12 protein-coding genes, 1 rRNA gene and 1 pseudogene are annotated in these 17,048 nt (G+C 74.1%); 7 read left to right on the forward strand and 7 right to left on the reverse strand.

Features of this window, described 5'->3' with window-relative positions; translation table 11 throughout:
• A 16S ribosomal RNA gene (locus tag SNE206_RS23070) occupies positions 1–70 on the reverse strand; the annotation flags it as partial.
• 733 nt (positions 71–803) lie between these two features.
• Between SNE206_RS23070 and SNE206_RS23075 the strand changes: the two genes are divergently transcribed.
• Positions 804–1,253 carry a PTS glucose transporter subunit IIA gene (locus SNE206_RS23075; protein ID WP_407915383.1) on the forward strand — a complete coding sequence of 150 codons (450 nt, stop codon included), beginning with the start codon at positions 804–806 and terminating at the stop codon, positions 1,251–1,253.
• 78 nt (positions 1,254–1,331) lie between these two features.
• Positions 1,332–3,002 carry a phosphoenolpyruvate--protein phosphotransferase gene (gene ptsP / locus SNE206_RS23080; RefSeq protein WP_407915384.1) on the forward strand — a complete coding sequence of 557 codons (1,671 nt, stop codon included), beginning with the start codon at positions 1,332–1,334 and terminating at the stop codon, positions 3,000–3,002.
• Positions 3,003–3,086: 84 nt separating this feature from the next.
• On the opposite strand, the gene SNE206_RS23085 is transcribed toward ptsP, so the two are convergent.
• The 6 genes and pseudogenes from SNE206_RS23085 to SNE206_RS23110 all read right to left on the reverse strand — a co-directional run bounded on the left by SNE206_RS23085 (position 3,087) and on the right by SNE206_RS23110 (position 10,282).
• Positions 3,087–5,105, reverse strand: a complete 2,019-nt coding sequence (locus SNE206_RS23085; RefSeq protein WP_407915385.1) for an acetoacetate--CoA ligase — start codon at positions 5,103–5,105, stop codon at positions 3,087–3,089.
• A gap of 214 nt (positions 5,106–5,319) precedes the next feature.
• Positions 5,320–5,868: an NUDIX domain-containing protein gene (locus tag SNE206_RS23090; RefSeq protein WP_407915494.1), complete on the reverse strand. Its 549-nt coding sequence runs from the start codon at positions 5,866–5,868 to the stop codon at positions 5,320–5,322.
• Between the two features lie 240 nt (positions 5,869–6,108).
• Positions 6,109–7,200 (reverse strand): annotated as a pseudogene (locus SNE206_RS23095) (adenylosuccinate synthetase); the annotation flags it as partial.
• 167 nt (positions 7,201–7,367) lie between these two features.
• Entirely contained in the window at positions 7,368–8,360 is a 993-nt protein-coding gene (locus SNE206_RS23100) for a hypothetical protein (RefSeq protein WP_407915386.1), read from the reverse strand.
• A gap of 9 nt (positions 8,361–8,369) precedes the next feature.
• Positions 8,370–9,431, reverse strand: a complete 1,062-nt coding sequence (locus SNE206_RS23105) for a molecular chaperone DnaJ (protein WP_407915387.1) — start codon at positions 9,429–9,431, stop codon at positions 8,370–8,372.
• On the reverse strand, positions 9,428–10,282 hold the full coding sequence (locus SNE206_RS23110; protein ID WP_407915388.1) for an NUDIX hydrolase: 855 nt from the start codon (positions 10,280–10,282) through the stop codon (positions 9,428–9,430). Before SNE206_RS23110 ends, SNE206_RS23105 begins: the two co-directional genes overlap by 4 nt.
• A 314-nt stretch (positions 10,283–10,596) precedes the next feature.
• On the opposite strand from SNE206_RS23110, the gene mmuM reads away from it, so the two are divergent.
• The 5 genes from mmuM to SNE206_RS23135 all read left to right on the forward strand — a co-directional run bounded on the left by mmuM (position 10,597) and on the right by SNE206_RS23135 (position 16,933).
• Positions 10,597–11,643 carry a homocysteine S-methyltransferase gene (mmuM, locus tag SNE206_RS23115; RefSeq protein WP_407915389.1) on the forward strand — a complete coding sequence of 349 codons (1,047 nt, stop codon included), beginning with the start codon at positions 10,597–10,599 and terminating at the stop codon, positions 11,641–11,643.
• Between the two features lie 93 nt (positions 11,644–11,736).
• On the forward strand, positions 11,737–12,501 hold the full coding sequence (locus tag SNE206_RS23120) for an IclR family transcriptional regulator (protein ID WP_405014277.1): 765 nt from the start codon (positions 11,737–11,739) through the stop codon (positions 12,499–12,501).
• A 200-nt stretch (positions 12,502–12,701) separates the two neighbouring features.
• Positions 12,702–13,544, forward strand: a complete 843-nt coding sequence (locus SNE206_RS23125) for an MIP/aquaporin family protein (protein ID WP_407915390.1) — start codon at positions 12,702–12,704, stop codon at positions 13,542–13,544.
• 106 nt (positions 13,545–13,650) lie between these two features.
• Complete coding sequence (gene glpK, locus SNE206_RS23130; RefSeq protein WP_407915391.1) at positions 13,651–15,189, forward strand: glycerol kinase GlpK; 1,539 nt, start codon at positions 13,651–13,653, stop codon at positions 15,187–15,189.
• Positions 15,190–15,337: 148 nt separating this feature from the next.
• The gene (locus SNE206_RS23135; RefSeq protein ID WP_407915392.1) at positions 15,338–16,933 is read left to right on the forward strand and encodes a glycerol-3-phosphate dehydrogenase/oxidase; all 1,596 of its coding nucleotides are present in this window, start codon (positions 15,338–15,340) and stop codon (positions 16,931–16,933) included.
• Positions 16,934–17,048: the final 115 nt, after the last annotated feature.

Consider the following 17,048-nt stretch of genomic DNA (forward strand, 5'->3'; position numbering starts at 1 on the left):
ACCGTTCGACTTGCATGTGTTAAGCACGCCGCCAGCGTTCGTCCTGAGCCAGGATCAAACTCTCCGTGAATGATGACCCGTAATCGGGTTCACACTCGCGCAGAGCGGCACGGCAACCCCCGGAATAGGAAGTCCCGCGCACTGCGTCCTCGCTGTGTTTTTGTACTACAAAAGGAATCTCCAACCCCGGAACAAGTCCGAGGCCGGGGATGTCAACATATCTGGCGTTGACTTTTGGCACGCTGTTGAGTTCTCAAGGAACGGACACTTCCTTCGGACCGCCTTCCAGCGTATCCTCCGGGTGTTTCGCTCTTTCGTGTTCCCAGCTTATCAGAACGTTTTCGGGCTCTTAACCCGAGCTTTTCGTTCCCGACTCGCGGAGTTAACCAGCGCCTCGCGGCGACCTGAGCAACGATAGCCGTTCCCCGGCCGAGCGCCTAATCGGCCGCGGGCAGGTCACTCGTCCGGCGTAGAGGGGAGTGCGGCGGCGGGTGAGGGGCCGCGGCGGGCGGACGCGCCGGACCTGCTGCGGAGGGGATCGGCGACTGCCTGCGGCATGGCGTAGAGTGCGGCGCATCGACCAGAGGACTAGACCACTTGAGACGCCGAGGGCCCGCCGTTACTGGGGCCCCGGCCGACAGCAAGGGGTTCCGTGCGCCGGCCGTGGGCGTTGACCCCACTCGGCGCACCCGGTGATCAGGGACCGGTATGTCCGAAGTTGACATGATTTAGGCTTCAGCTGATGCCCATGCCGCTCTCCTGCGGCCGCGCACGCTGCAACTCCGCACCTGGGAGGCTCCACCATGACCACTGTGACCTCGCCGCTCGCCGGGCGGGCCGTCGGGCTGGCCAACGTGCCCGACCCCGTGTTCTCCGGCGCGATGGTCGGCCCGGGCACGGCCATCGATCCGGTGCGCGAACCCACCGAGGCCGTGGCCCCGGTGGACGGCCTCGTGGTCTCCATGCACCCGCACGCCTTCGTGGTGGTGGACGCCGCCGGTCACGGAGTGCTGACCCACCTCGGCATCGACACCGTGCAGCTGAACGGCGAGGGCTTCGAACTGCTCGTCGCCAAGGGCGACGAGGTCAAGCGGGGCCAGCCGGTCATCCGGTGGAACCCGGCGGCGGTGGAGCAGGCCGGCAAGTCCCCGATCTCCCCGATCGTGGCGCTGGAGGCCACCGCCGACGCACTGTCCGCCGTGGCGGAGAGCGGCGACGTCGCGCCCGGTGGCGCGCTGTTCACCTGGAGTTGAGATCGACCGGTGCGCGCCTGCGGACGGCGCGCACCCTGCGGACGGCACGAACCTGCCGGGTGAAAGGAAAGTCAGAACGTGGAAGCGATGCTGCGCGGCGTAGGGGTCAGCCACGGAGTCGCCATCGGCCCGGTGCGACACATGGGCACGGCGGTCCTGGAGCCGCCCGCCACCCAGATTCCCAGTGACGAGGCGCCGCACGAGCAGGCGCGGGCGCAGGCCGCGGTGGACGCGGTCGCGGCCGACCTCATCGCCCGGGGGAACCTCGCCGGCGGCGAGGCGCAGGCGGTGCTGGAGGCCCAGGCCCTGATGGCGCAGGACCCGGAACTGATGGCGGACGTCAGCCGCCGGATCACGGTGGGCAGCAGTGCCGAGCGCGGCATCTACGACGCGTTCGCCGCCTACCGGGCGCTGCTGGCCGCGGCCGGCGACTACCTCGCGGGCCGGGTCGCCGACCTCGACGACGTCCGGAACCGCATCGTGGCGCGGCTGCTCGGCGTACCGATGCCGGGTGTGCCCGACAGCGACGAACCGTACGTGCTCTTCGCGCACGACCTCGCGCCGGCGGACACCGCGCTGCTCGACCCGACGCTCGTCCTGGGGTTCGTGACGGAGGAGGGCGGGCCCACCAGCCACAGCGCGATCCTCGCGCGGGCGCTGGGCGTGCCGGCCGTCGTGGCGCTGCCGGGTGCGACCGAGGTGGCCGAGGGCACCGTGGTCGCCGTCGACGGGAGCAGCGGCGAGGTCCTGGTGGATCCGGCGCAGGAGAAGCAGGAGGAGCTCCGGCAGAAGGCGGCGGAGCGCAGGGCCGCCCTCGCCGCGTCGTCCGGGCCGGGCCGCACGTCGGACGGGCACCGGGTGCCGCTGCTGGCCAACATCGGCGGGCCTGCCGACCTGCCGGCCGCGCTGGCGGCCGGTGCCGAGGGCGTCGGGCTGTTCCGTACGGAGTTCCTGTTCCTCGACGACTCGGCGCAGGCGCCGAGCGAGGAGAAGCAGTACGAGGCGTACCGGAAGGTGCTGGAGGCGTTCCCGGAGAGCCGGGTGGTCGTGCGGGTGCTGGACGCCGGCGCGGACAAGCCGCTGGACTTCCTCACGCCGGCCGACGAGCCGAACCCGGCGCTCGGGGTCCGCGGGCTGCGGACGCTGCTGGAGCACCCCGAGGTGCTGTCGGGCCAGTTGCGGGCGCTCGCGAAGGCGGCCGAGGGGCTGCCGGTGCACCTGGAGGTCATGGCGCCGATGGTGGCGGACCGGCAGGACGCCCGGGCGTTCGCCGAGGCCTGCCGGGAGGCCGGTCTGCAGGCGAAGTTCGGTGCGATGGTGGAGATCCCGTCGGCGGCGCTGCGCGCGCGGTCGATCCTCCAGGAGGTCGAGTTCGTCTCGCTGGGGACCAACGACCTGGCGCAGTACACCTTCGCGGCCGACCGGCAGGTGGGTGCGCTCGCCAGGCTGCAGGACCCGTGGCAGCCCGCGCTGCTCGACCTGATCGCGGTGTCGGCGGAGGCCGCGCAGGCGCTCGGCAAGAGCTGCGGCGTGTGCGGCGAGGCCGCCTCCGACCCGCTGCTCGCCTGTGTGCTGGCCGGGCTGGGCGTGACCAGCCTGTCCATGGGCACGGCGTCGATCCCGTACGTGCGCACCGCGCTCGCCAAGTACACGCTCGCACAGTGCCGGCGGGCCGCCGCGGCGGCGAGGGCCGCGGACAACGCGGCCGACGCCAGGGCGGCGGCCCACCAGGTGCTGTCGGGCGAGTAGACGCCCCGGGCAGGGCCGGGGCTGCAGGGGCGCTTCCACCGTGGGGGTTGGAAGCGCCCCTGACCCGTACCCGGTGCCGGGGGCTCAGGCCCTGCGCTCGCGGCCCAGCCGTTCGAAGAACCGCAGGTGGTCGAGGTTGTCGACGGAGCCCGGGTTGACCGCGCGGTCGAGCGGGGTGCCGGAGAGCAGGCGCTTGACCGGCACCTCGATGCGCTTGCCGGTGAGGGTGTGCGGCAGGCCGTCCACCACGATGATCTCGTCGGGGACGTGGCGCGGGGAGAGCTCGGTGCGCAGCCGGGTGCGGACCCGGGTGCGCAGGGAGTCGTCGAGCTCGGCCCCGGGGGCGAGGACGACGAAGAGCGGCATCCAGTAGCCGCCGTCGGCCTCCTCGACACCGATGACCAGGGACTCCGCGATCTCCGGGAGGCGTTCGACCACCTCGTAGATGTCGGAGGAGCCCATCCGTACGCCCTGGCGGTTCAGGGTGGAGTCGGACCGGCCGTGGATGACGACGGTGCCGCGGTCGGTCGTGGTGATCCAGTCGCCGTGGCGCCAGATGCCGGGGTACATGTCGAAGTAGCTGTCGTGGTACCGGGTGCCGTCCGGGTCGTTCCAGAAGCCGATCGGCATGGACGGCAGCGGCTTGGTGACGACGAGCTCGCCGACCTCGCCGACGCGCGGGCGGCCCTGGACGTCCCAGGACTCGACGGCGGCGCCCAGGCAGGGGGCCTGGATCTCGCCGAGGTGGACGGGGAGGGTGGGGACGCCGCCGACGAAGCAGCTGCAGACGTCGGTGCCGCCGCTGACGGAGGCGAGCCAGACGTCGGACTTCACCTCGTCGTAGATCCACCGGAAGCCGTCGGGCGGCAGCGGGGAGCCGGTGGTGCCGATGCAGCGGACGGCCGAGAGGTCGAGGTCGCGGCCCGGGTGGAGCCCGGCCTTGCGGCTCGCGATGACGTAGGCGGCGGACGTGCCAAGGACGGTCGCCCCGGTGCGGGCCGCGACGGACCAGAGGGCGCCGGTGTCAGGATGCCCGGGGCTGCCGTCGTAGGTGACGATCGTGGACCCGACGAGCAGGCCGGCGACGAGGAAGTTCCACATCATCCAGCCGGTGGAGGTGTACCAGAGGAAGCGGTCCTCGGGGCCGAGGTCGAGGTGGAGCGCGGCCTGCTTGAGGTGCTCGACGAGGATGCCGCCCTGGCTCTGCACGATGGCCTTGGGCAGGCCGGTGGTGCCCGAGGAGTACAGCACCCACAGCGGGTGGTCGAAGGGGACGGCCTCGAAGACGGGGTCGGTGTCGGCGGCGACCAGGTCGTCCCAGCCGAGCGCGCCCTCGGGGGCCGGGGAGCCGAGCAGGGGGACGTGGACGACGGCGCGCAGCGTGGGGAGCTCGCGGCGCAGCTCGGCGACGACGTCGGTGCGGTCGTGCTCCTTGCCCCCGTAGCGGTAGCCGTCGACGGCGAAGAGGACGGCGGGCTCGATCTGCTGGAGGCGGTCGAGGACGCTCCGGGCGCCGAAGTCGGGGGCGCAGGAGGTCCAGACGGCGCCGACGGCGGCGGTGGCCAGGAGGGCGACGACGGCCTGCGGGATGTTGGGCAGGTAGGCGCCGACCCGGTCGCCGGGGCGGACGCCCTGCGCGCGGAGGGCCTCCGCGAGCGAGCCGACCTGGCGGCGGAGTTCGGCCCAGGTGAGGGTGACGGGCCGGTCGGTGGTCTCGTCGACGTGCAGCACGGCGGGGAGGCCGGCGCGGCTCGGGTCCTCGGCCGCGCGCAGGGCGTGCTCGGCGTAGTTGAGGCGGGCTCCGGGGAACCAGCGGGCGCCCGGCATCGCGGGGTCGGCGAGGACGGCGTCGGGGGCGGTGCGGAAGCGGACGTCGAACCAGGTGGTGACGGCCGTCCAGAACCGGTCGAGGTCGTCGGTCGACCAGGCGTGGAGGGCGGCGTAGCGGGCGGCGGCCTCGCTGTCGTCGGCCACGGGCGCGAGCGGGGCGGCGGGGGCGCCGTGGTGTTCGGCGGCCCAGGCCTGGAAGGCCACGAGCCGGGAGGCGGCCGCGCGGGCGGGGTCGGGTCGCCAGAGCGGCCGGTCGGCGGGTGGGGTGCTCACGGTGGTGGTCTCCCGGGGTGGTGCGCCCCCGCCCGGGGGCCGGGGGCGGTGGACGGGGCCGCTTGTGGCGGGCGCCCGCCCGAGTGGTCGCTGACGAGCAGACCATGCCATGTGATCGTCGGGCGCGCCAGGGCCCGGGCCCGTGGCGCGCCGCGGGCCGACCGGGGGCCCGGTGCCGCTCGCACCGGGGCGGGAGCGCGTACGGGCGGGCCGGTCAGGCCAGGTGTGCGTACTCGCCGTTGAACCAGGCGTGGCTGACCCGGGTGTGGAAGGGGAAGGCCAGCTGGGAGGGGTTGGGGAGGAACTGCCAGCCCTCGGTCTCGTCGGTCGGGACGGACGGCGGGAGCTCGTCGATGCGCCGGGGCGGGAGCATGCCGAAGAGGCAGAGGAATCCGCCGGAGGTGTCGGAGTCGGTGGCGACCAGGGCGACCTGGCCGGCGTCGGCCTCGATGCCCGTCTCCTCGCGGAGCTCGCGGACGCAGGCCTGCTGCCAGCTCTCGCCGTAGTCGATGTATCCGCCCGGGAGGGCGAGCTCGCCGTAGCCGGGCTCGATGGTGCGGCGGATGACCACCAGGCCGTTGGCTTCGGGGGCGGTCACCGGCAGCAGGGTGACCACCACGGGCAGCGGGTTGCGGTAGGTGATCTCGGCGCAGCCGGGGCAGGCCCGCGGCCAGCCGGTGGTGCCGGGTGCGTACGGCGCACCGCACCAGTGGCAGTGCGAGCCGGGCCCGTAGGACGTGCGGTCGGCGTCGTGTGTGGTCATGGGGTGGATGGTAACGCTGTCGACGGGGGCCCGGCGGAGGTGTTTCCGACGGGCTGTCGGGCCGTGCGATTCCAGCAGGACCGGGGTGTCGAGACGGTGGGCGATCGCCGCCGACCAGGCCTGCGGGTCAGGGCCGGGGTCGGTGAGCCGGCCCGGGCGGGCGCGGGTCAGGGCCTCGGTGAGCTGTGCCTGTGCGGTGAGGTCGCCGGGCCGTCCGGGGGTGAGGGCGTGCAGGGGGGCGTCGTCGAGGTCGTACGTGTCGCACAGGCGCAGGGCGGGGTGGCGGGCGGGGGCGTCGAGGTGGGTCAGGGCGAGGGCGTCGGCGCCGCCGGCGACGGCCAGGGCGTACCGGTGGGCGACGGTGTCGAAGTGGCCGGTCCGGAAGGGGCCCTGCCAGGGGCCGGTGGCGTTGTGGGGTTCGGGGACGGCGAGGTGCTTGTCCTCGGTGGGCAGCGGGCCGGGGCCGTGGCGGGTGGTGTAGCTGCGCAGCACGCCGAGCCGGAGGGCGGCGGACGGGAGGCCGGCCTCGGCCAGCAGGGTCTCGGCGTTGGCGAAGGTGGTCGTCGACCAGGTGGTGTAGGGGTGGAAGCCGTGGTGCTCGTCGAGCAGGACGCCCTGGGCCCCCTCGAAGACCACGGGCCCTTGCCGGAGGAGCTGTGGGAGGGCCGTTTCGTCGGTGAGGCGGACGCGGGTGGCGAAGGCCACGAAGGCCGCGACGCAGTCGGCGGGCGGTGGGGCGGGCAGGCGGTCGGGGGTGAGGCCGAGCCGGTGGGCGAGGCGGTCCCGCAGGAGGGTGAGGCGGGCGAGGAGCCGCGCGGGGCTGGTGCAGTCACCGGCGGTCGGGGCGTCGTCGGGGTGGTCGAGGGCGTAGCGGGCGGTCTCGCCGATGCCGAGTCCGCAGGAGCCGTGGCGGGCTGCGCCGCGGCGCTGTTCGCCGAGGCGGTTGGCGGCGGCGTGGTACGGGGTGGTGAGGAGGGCGCGGCGGTCCACGGTGAGCAGGGCGAAGGGGTCGGGGACGCCGAGGGTGGTGAGGTGGTGGGCCTCCGCGGCGAGGGCGAGCGGGTCGACGAGCATGAAGCGGGAGAGGTGGGTGGGGACGCCGGCGAGGGTGCCTGAGCCGAACTGGGCGAAGGTGTGGTGGCGGCCGTCGTCGGTGACGACGTTGTGGGCGGCCTGGGCGCCGCCGTTGTACCGGACGACCGTCCGGACCGGGCGTCGCCCGTCCGGGCCGGGCGGGCGGCGGCAGAGGTAGTCGACGACGGTGCCCTTGCCGGCGTCGCCGAAGCCGAGGTCGCAGACGATCACGTGGCTCTCGGGGAGGAGGTCGGTCACGGCGTGGTCTGCCTCTCTCGGCGACGGGACGGGACGGCAGGGTCAGGCGGCAGGACGGTGGGGTAGTCAGGCGGCGGGGGGAGTCGGGGGACGGCGGGGTAACGGCGGGGGGTGCGGCGGGGTGCAGGCCGTGGCGGCCCCGCACCCCGGCGGATGGTGAGGGGCCGTCAGAGCCGGGTGGTGCCGGTGGCGGAGCGGTCGTCGGGGCCGAGCAGGGAGGGGCCCGGGACGGCGACCGTGCGGGAGGCGCGGGCGAGTCCGTCGAGGGCCTTGCCGACGGTGGCGACCGCGCCGGATCCCAGGTCGGCGAGGTCGGCGAGGCCCTCCTGGAGGTCGATGGCCTCCTCCCCCAGGCCGATGGTGAGTGCGACGGTCTCGCAGACCGCGTCGAGGTCGTCGAGCTCGATGACGTTCTGGCCGAGCAGCTTGCGCCAGGTGCCGAGGACCTCGGCGTTGCCGGCGTACGCGGTGCCTGCCGGGAGGATGAAGTACACGTGGTAGAGCCGCTGGAGCTCGGCGACGAGGACGGGGAGCGGGATGTCCTCGGGGATCTCCTCGCCGAGGACGGCCCGCACCTCGCGGGCCTTGACCTTGCCGTAGGGCAGTTCGTCGCCGATGAGGAAGAGGTAGCCCTTGCGCCCGCGGCGTTCGAGGCAGTCCAGCGCGGTGTGGCGGGCCATGGCGTACATCGCGAGTTCGTAGGACTCGGTCATCTGCCCGCCGCCGCCGCCCTCCAGCAGGATGTTGCCGAGGTCGTCGTCCATGCGGTTGTCGGACTCGAACTGGCCGAGCTGGAGCGGGACGCGGTCGCAGGTGGCGTCGCCGACGGCACCGAAGAGGATCTGCGGGTGCTCGGTGTAGCCCTTGCGCAGGAGCAGGCCGAAGAGCTCGGGGAGCTTGGTCTGCAGGACGCGCGGCACGGTCTGCATGGAGCCGGTGACGTCGAAGAGGACGGCGACGGCGAGGGACACGGGGTGTTCGTCGGAGTCGCGGCTCTCACGGACGGTGAGGCCGTGCGGGTCGAGGCTGGGGTGGGCCTTCCAGGTGGAGCGGGAGCCGCGGGTGGTGGAGTCGCTGTAGGCGAAGGCGCTGGCGCCGGTGCCGGCGCGGTAGTGCGCGGCCGCGTCGTAGACGTTGGTGGACCAGGAGCCGCTTCCCATGGGTTCTCCTCAGGTGGTGGCGGGCAGGTGGAACGGCCGGAAGGTGCGCGGGCCGTAGAGGGTGTGGAGCAGGTCGTCGAGCTCGGCGAGGAGTCGCCAGGCGTCGTGCGGCCTTCGGGGTTCGGCGGGCAGGGTGCAGCCGGCGACGAACGCGCGGAGGGGCTTGGGCGCCTTGGGGCCCATGAGCTCCTCGATGCAGCGGGCGGCGAGGTGGATGTCGGTGGCCTCGGTGACGGGGCGGCGGGCGGGGACCTCGGGTGGGTACCGGGCGCGGTGGCGCTCGACCAGGGCGGGGGCGGCGGCGGGGCTGCCGGTGGTGGCGTAGCACCAGTCGACGAGGACGAGGCCGTGCTCGGCGGGGTGGATGAGGACGTGCTCGGGCAGGACGGCGCCGTGGCGGACGCCGGCGCGGTGCGCGTGGCCGAGGGCGACGAGCAGCCGCCGCCACATCCAGGCGGCGTCGCGCGGGTCGAGGCCGTCGGGGTGGGCGAGGAGGACGTCGGTGAGGGGGCGGACTCCGGCGGTCCGGCGGAGCACGTTGATCCGGCGCGGGCGGTCGGTGGGGTCGGTGGCGGACTCGTGCTCGAAGCTCTCCACGAGGGTGGGGACGTAGGCGTGGAAGCGGCGGTCGCCGTGCCGGGCGAGCCGGGTGAGGGCGGTTGCCTCGCGTTCGAGGAGGTCGTTGTCGGCGGGGCTGCGGGGGATCTTGAGCAGCACCGGGTCGTCGTGCTCGGTGGTGGCGGCCCGGAGGACGGCGATGTCGCCGTGGGCGGTGACCGGGCCGAGCCGGTAGGTGTGGCGTGCGGTGCGGAGTTCGTGCTCGCTGCCGCTGCGGTGGTGCTGCTCCCAGAGGCGGCCGAGGGCGACGAAGGCGGCGCCGGCCTCCGCCCGCCGGTCGGACGGCGCGGTGTCGGGGTGGAGGAGTCGGGCGAGCCGGCGGTACCGGCGGGCCGCGTCGGCGGGATCGCCGGTGAACAGTTCCTCGGGCCGGACGGCGGCGGTGACGGCGGCGAGCGCCTCGGTGAAGGTCCGTGGTGTGGTCGGCGGCCGGGCCGCACGGGGTGCGGTCACCGGATGCCGTCCTCCTGGGCGGGCCGCAGCAGCGGCGGGTGGAGCAGTTGGGCGTCGCCCGCGTGGTAGGTGCGGGCGCGGGGGCCGCCGCGGGTACCGCCGCGGGGGGTGGTGGCGCCGGTCGACTCGACGAAGCCGGGTACGGAGAGGACCTTGCGGTGGAAGTTGCCGGCGTGGAGGGGCTCGCCCCAGACGGCCTCGTAGACGGCGCGCAGCTCGGGGATGGTGAAGTCGTGGCCGAGGAAGGCGGTGGCGAGGGGGCTGTACTCGATCTTGGCGCGGGCCCGGTCGAGGCCGTCGGCGATGATCACGCCGTGGTCGAAGGCGAGCCGGGTGCCGGGCCGCCCGCCGACGCCACCCCCGTGGGTGTCGGCGGGCGGCCCGGCCGTCCGGGAGGCGGGCAGGTCGAGCGTGGTGACCGGGTGCCAGGCCGCGGCCGCCGCGTCGGTGCCTGCCTGCGGGTCGGGGAGGTCGGGGGCGAAGGCGAGGTAGGCGACGGACACCACGTGCATCCGCGGGTCGCGGTCCGGTGAGCCGTAGCTGCCGAGCTGTTCGAGGTGGGTGCGGCTGAGCGCGGCGGCGATCTCCAGGCGGCCCTCCAGGCCGGTCTCCTCGGCGAGTTCGCGGGTGGCCGCGCCGAGGAGGTCCTCCTCTCCTGCCCGGAGGAAGCCGCCGGGCAGGGCCCAGCTGCCCTGGTAGGGAGGTTCGCCGCGTTCGACGAGCAGTACGTGGAGCTCGCCCCTGCGGAGCGTCAGGGCGACGACGTCGACGGTGACGGCGACCGGTGTGTAGGCGCGGGGGTCGTACGCCTGCAGCCAGGCGCGCTCCGCGTCGTCGTGATCGGCTGCCATGCCGCACCTCGCTCCGTTCGACCGGTTGTTCTCTTCCTGAGAAGAACGTAGCGCACGCCCCGGACGGCCCGCCAGTGCGTTTCGATCACTCGTACGGGTGGACCTCGACCTCGCACGGTCCGGCCGCCCCGAGCCCCGGCGCCGCACGGACCGGGACGGCCACCGGGCGGGGCCGGGCAGAACAGGCACGGGACCGGCGCGGCCGGCGGGCGGGACCGGCGCGGGACCGGGCGGAATTCCGCCGCCCTGGCGTCCCGGCGCGCCGCGCACGGCTCTACAGTGCTGGCACCGGCCCGCAGACCAGGAGGTGCGCCGTGACCACGACTCCCCCGAGCTTCGCCGCGGCGCTCGCGGCCGGGCCGCTCGTCCTGGACGGGGGCCTGTCCAACCAGCTGGAGGACGCCGGCCACGACCTCTCCGACGCCCTGTGGAGCGCCCGCCTGCTGGCGGACCGGCCGCAGGCGGTGACCGCCGCGCACCTGGGCTACTTCCTGGCCGGCGCCGAGGTCGCGACCACGGCGAGCTACCAGGCGAGCTTCGAGGGCTTCGCCCGCCGCGGGCTGGGCCGGGCCGAGGCCGCGCGGCTGCTGGCGCTGAGCGTGCGGCTGGCCCGCGACGCGGCGCGCGAGGCCGCAGCCCTGCGGTCGGCGGGCACGCGGCCGACGGGCTCGCGGCCGAGCGGGCGGGGCGAGGATCCGGCGCAGGGCGGGGATCCGGCGCGGGGCGGGGATCCGGCGCAGGGCGAGGCAGCGATGCGGGGCGAGGCCGCGCGCCCGCTGTTCGTGGCGGCCTCGGTGGGCCCGTACGGCGCGGTGCTGGCGGACGGTTCGGAGTACCGCGGCCGTTACGGGCTGGGCCGGGCGGCGCTGGAGCGCTTCCACCGGCCGCGGCTGGAGGTGCTGGCGGCCGCGGGGCCGGACGTGCTGGCGGTGGAGACGATCCCCGACGTCGTGGAGGCCGAGGCGGTGCTGGCCGCGGTCGAGGGCCTGGGGGTGCCCGTCTGGCTGTCGTTCGGCGCGGCGGGCGACCGGACGCGGGCGGGGCAGCCGCTGGCCGAGGCGTTCGCCCTGGCGGCGGACGTGGACGCCGTGGTGGCGGTGGGGGTGAACTGCTGCACCCCGGCCGACGCCGACCGGGCGGTCGCCCTGGCGGCGGAGGTGACGGGCAAGCCGGTCGTGGTGTACCCGAACAGCGGGGAGCGGTGGGACGCCGCCGCCCGCGGCTGGCGGGGTGCGCCGGCGTTCCGTCCGGCACGGGTGGCAGGCTGGCTGGCGGCCGGGGCCCGGCTGGTCGGGGGGTGCTGCCGGGTCGGGGAGCAGGAGATCGCGGATGTGGCGCGCGCCGTGCACGGTGCGGACTGATGCGAAAGGTGCACGCCCGGCCGTCGGCCTGGCAGACTCGTTGCGTTCACACTCCGGTCGACATTGTCGACCGCCTGTCAGGGGAGGTAGCTCATGCCCGGCCCGATCCAGTCGCTCTCCCGGGCCGCCGCCATCATGCGTTTGCTGGCCGGCGGCGAGCGGCGGCTCGGCCTCTCCGAGGTCGCGGCGTCCCTGGATCTCGCGAAGGGCACCGCCCACGGCATCCTGCGCACCCTCCAGCAGGAGGGGTTCGTCGAGCAGGACCCGGAGAGCGGCAAGTACCAGCTGGGCGCCGAGCTGCTGCGGCTCGGCCAGAGCTACCTCGACGTGCACGAGCTGCGCGCCCGCGCCCTGGTGTGGGCCGACGACCTCGCGCGGGCCAGCGGCGAGACGGTGTACCTGGGCGTCCTGCACCAGCGGGGCGTGCTGATCGTGCACCACGTCTTCCGCCCCGACGACTCCCGGCAGGTGCTGGAGGTCGGCTCGATGCAGCCGCTGCACTCCACCGCACTGGGCAAGGTGCTGCTGGCGTACGACCCGGTCGCCCGCGGTGAGCTGGGCGAAGGACCGTTGCAGTCGTACACGCTGCGCACCCTGACCGACCCGGCGGACGTGGACGCGGAGTGCGCGCTGGTCCGCGAGCGGGGCTGGGCGGACTCGGTCGAGGAGACCTGGGAGGGCGTGGCCTCGGTCGGCGCGCTGATCCAGGACCGGCGGCGCAACCCGGTCGGCGCGGTGTGCGTGACCGGGGCGGTGGAGACCGTCACCGAGGACGGGTTCGTGAAGCCCGGCCTGGTGGCGTCGGTGCGCAGCGCGGCGCGGGCGATCTCGCGGGACCTGGGCGCCGGCCGGTTCTGACGGGCCGCCCCTGGGGCGGCGGTACGCGCGGGGCGCGGACGGGCGAGAGCCTGTCCGCGCCCTTTCGCATGCCCGGGTTCGGGCGGGTTCGCCCGGGGTGCCGGACCCGGCGGCCGGCCGGGTGTGTCGGGGTGCACCCGTCCGTCACGAGTGCGTAACCCTGCCTTGACGCGGAGGGCGGGCGCGGTGGAAGCTTCCGCATGTCGGTCGACATTGTCGAACGGCGGCCGGAGATCCACTCCCCTCGCGCTCACCACGCAACGGATCGCCCGGCCCACCTGCCCCCACCCGCTCCTCCGGGCCACCAGGACAAGGGAGTCTCTGTGTCCGCTTTCTCCAACGGCGACATCTTCGTCGGCGAAACCCTCGGCACCGCCGCGCTGATCCTCCTCGGCGGCGGCGTCTGCGCCGCGGTCACCCTCAAGAAGTCGAAGGCGATCAACGCCGGATGGCTCGCCATCACCTTCGGCTGGGGCTTCGCCGTCCTCGTCGCCGCCTACATGTCGGCCCCCAAGTCCGGTGCCCACCTCAACCCGGCCGTCACCATCGCCATCGCCACGGACACCGGCGACTGGAGCAAGGTGCCGCTCTACATCGCCTCCCAGATGCTCGGCGCGGTCATCGGCGCCGTCCTGGTGTGGGTCACCTACCTCGGGCAGTTCCAGGCCAACGAGGACCCCACCCTCGGCATCTTCTCCACCGGCCCCGAGATCCGGAACCCGGTGCAGAACCTCCTCACCGAGATCATCGGCACCCTGGTGCTCTGCCTGGCCATCCTCACCCAGGGCCTCAACAAGGGCCTCGGTCTCTCCGGCACCGGCGTCCTGATGGTCGCCCTCACCGTCGTCGGCATCGGCCTCTCCCTGGGCGGCCCGACCGGCTACGCCATCAACCCGGCCCGCGACCTCGGCCCGCGCATCGTGCACAGCCTGCTGCCCGTCCCCCACAAGGGCAGCTCCGACTGGTCGTACGCGTGGATCCCGGTGGCCGGCCCGGTCATCGGCGCGCTCCTCGCCGGCGGCCTGTACAACGTCGCCTTCTGATCCTCCGGGCCGGACGGGCCCTGGTTTGCCCGCCACCCACGCACGGGGACTGACCCAAGGTCAGGACCGCCCGCCCCTGAAACCCTCATCCAGAGCCGAGGACCCCATGACTTCAGGCACCACCGCGCCCACCGGGAACTACATCGCCGCGATCGACCAGGGCACGACGTCCAGCCGCTGCATCATCTTCGGCGCGGACGGCCGGATCGTCGCCGTCGACCAGCAGGAGCACTCGCAGATCTTCCCGCAGCCCGGCTGGGTCGAGCACGACGCCGCCGAGATCTGGACCCGCGTGCAGTCGGTCGTCCGCGGTGCGCTCGAGAAGGCCGGCCTGACCAGGGACGACATCCGGGCGATCGGCATCACCAACCAGCGCGAGACCACCGTGCTGTGGGACCGCCACACCGGCAAGCCCGTCCACAACGCGCTGGTCTGGCAGGACACCCGCACCGAGGCGCTCTGCCGCGAGCTCGGCCGCAACGTCGGCCAGGACCGCTACCGCCGCGAAACCGGCCTGCCGCTGGCCAGCTACTTCGCCGGCCCGAAGATCCGCTGGCTGCTCGACAACGTCGAGGGCCTGCGCGAGCGCGCCGAGGCCGGCGACATCCTCTTCGGCACCATGGACACCTGGGTCATCTGGAACCTCACCGGAGGCGTCGACGGCGGCCGGCACGTCACCGACGTCACCAACGCCAGCCGCACCATGCTGATGAACCTCCACACCCTGGCGTGGGACGAGAAGATCGCCGAGTCGATGGAGGTGCCGCTCACCGTCCTCCCGGAGATCCGCTCCTCCGCCGAGGTGTACGGCCACGCCGTCGGCGACCTCGCCGGCGTGCCCGTCGCCTCCGCGCTCGGCGACCAGCAGGCCGCCCTCTTCGGGCAGACCTGCTTCGACGAGGGCGAGGCCAAGTCGACGTACGGCACCGGGACGTTCCTGCTGCTCAACACCGGCGAGAAGATCGTCAACTCCTACCACGGCCTGCTGACCACCGTCGGCTACCGGATCGGCGACCAGAAGCCGGTCTACGCCCTGGAGGGCTCGATCGCCGTCACCGGCTCGCTCGTGCAGTGGCTGCGCGACCAGCTCGGCATCATCTCCACCGCCGCCGAGATCGAGACCCTCGCCTCCACCGTCGAGGACAACGGCGGCGCCTACTTCGTGCCCGCCTTCTCCGGCCTCTTCGCCCCGTACTGGCGCTCCGACGCCCGCGGCGTCATCGCCGGCCTCACCCGGTACGTCACCAAGGGCCACCTCGCCCGCGCCGTGCTGGAGGCCACCGCCTGGCAGACCCGCGAGGTCGTCGACGCCATGCAGAAGGACTCCGGCGTCGAGCTCACCGCCCTCAAGGTCGACGGCGGCATGACCTCCAACAACCTGCTCATGCAGAACATCGCCGACGTGCTCGACGCCCCCGTCGAGCGCCCGTTCGTCGCCGAGACCACCGCCCTGGGCGCCGCCTACGCGGCCGGCCTCGCCGTCGGCTTCTGGAACGACCTCGACACCCTGCGGGCCAACTGGCACCGCGCCGCCGAATGGACCCCGCGGATGGACGGCGCCACCCGGGAGCGCGAGTACAAGAAGTGGCTCAAGGCCGTCGAGCGCACGATGGGCTGGGTGGAGGAGGACGACGAGCAGGGCTGACGCGTACGCCGGCCGGGGCGGCACCGCCCCGGCCGGCTCACCCGTTCCCCGGCCCGCCCGCACCGGGCCGGACCCGGTCTCCCGCGAGACCGCACCGCACACCGAGAGGAGACACGGCAGCCCCCGACCGGGCCGCCGTACACACACCATGGCAACCATCCCGACCCTGGGCGCCGGCTACACCACCGGCCACACCGCCTCCCGCGCCGAGACCCGCGAGCTCCTCGGCAGGGCCACCTACGACCTGCTGGTGATCGGCGGCGGCATCCTCGGCACCGCCACCGCCTGGACGGCGGCCCAGGCCGGGCTGAAGGTCGCCATGGTCGACGCCGGCGACTTCGCCGGCGCCACCTCCAGCGCGTCCTCCAAGCTCGTCCACGGCGGCCTGCGCTACCTGCAGACCGGCGCCGTCCGGCTGGTCGCGGAGAACCACAAGGAGCGCCGGGCGCTCGCCACCGACGTCGCCCCGCACCTGGTCAACCCGCTGACCTTCTTCGTGCCCGTCTACAAGGGCGGCCCGCACAGCGCCCCCAAGCTCGGCGCCGGCGTCTTCCTCTACTCCGCCCTCTCCGCCTTCCGCGACGGCATGGGCCGGGTCTCCACCGCCGCCCACGCCGCCCAGCAGGTGCCGGCCCTGCGCACCGAGGGCCTGCAGGCCGTCGCGGTCTACGGCGACCACCAGATGAACGACTCCCGGGTCGCCGTGATGACCGTCCGCGCCGCCGTCGAGTCCGGCGCCGTCGTGCTCAACCACGCCGAGGTCACCGGTCTGCGCTTCACCGGCGGCCGGGTCAGCGGCGCCGAACTGAAGGACCGCATGGACGGCACCGAGTTCGGTGTCTCCGCCCGCCTCGTCCTCAACGCCACCGGCCCGTGGGTCGACCACCTGCGGACCATGGAGGACGCCGGCGCCGCCCCCTCGATCCGCCTCTCCAAGGGGGCGCACGTCGTCGTGAAGCGCCGCACCCCGTGGCGCGCCGCGCTCACCATCCCCATCGACAAGTACCGCGTCTCCTTCGCGATCCCGTGGGAGGACCACGTCCTCCTCGGCACCACCGACGAGGAGTACACCGGCGACCCGACGGACGTCCGCGCCACCGAGGCCGACATCGACCAGATCATGGACGAGGCCGGGCACGCCATCCGCGACGAACACCTCGACCGCGACCTCATCACCTACGCCTTCGCCGGCCTGCGGGTGCTGCCCGGCGGCCCCGGCGGCACCGCCGCCGCCAAGCGCGAGACCGTCGTCACCGAGGGCCGCGGCGGCATGCTCTCCGTCGCCGGCGGCAAGTGGACCACCTACCGGCACATCGGCCGCGCCGTGCTGGAGAAGCTCAAGCACGTGCCCGGCACCGGCCTCGCCGAGGACATGTCGCCGTTCCCCGCGACCGTGCCGCTGCCCGGCGTCGGCGCGCCCAACGCCGTCGCCCACCGGCTGCTCGTCGACCGCGAGCCCGGCTCCCGCATGGAGCCCCTGGTCGCCCGCCACCTGGCGAGCCACTACGGCACGCTCTCCTTCGAGATCGCCCACCTCATCGCCGACAACCCCCAGCTCGGCGAGCCCGTCCACCCGGACGGCCCCGACGTGTGGGCCCAGGTCGCCTACGCCGCCGACAACGAGTGGGCGTACACCGTCGACGACGTGCTGCGCCGCCGCACCACCATGACCGTGCGCGGCCTCGACACCCCGGAGGTGCGGGCCAAGGTGGAGGCCTTCCTCGCGGAGCGCGGGACCAGGTAGACACAGCCTCGCGGAGCGCGGGACCAGGTGGACACAGCCCCGCGGAGCGCGGGCGCGGCAGGCGGAGTACGGCGGAGGGCGGGCACCCACGGGGGAGGTGCCCGCCCTCAGGCGC

The organism is Kitasatospora sp. NE20-6 (assembly GCF_045862635.1).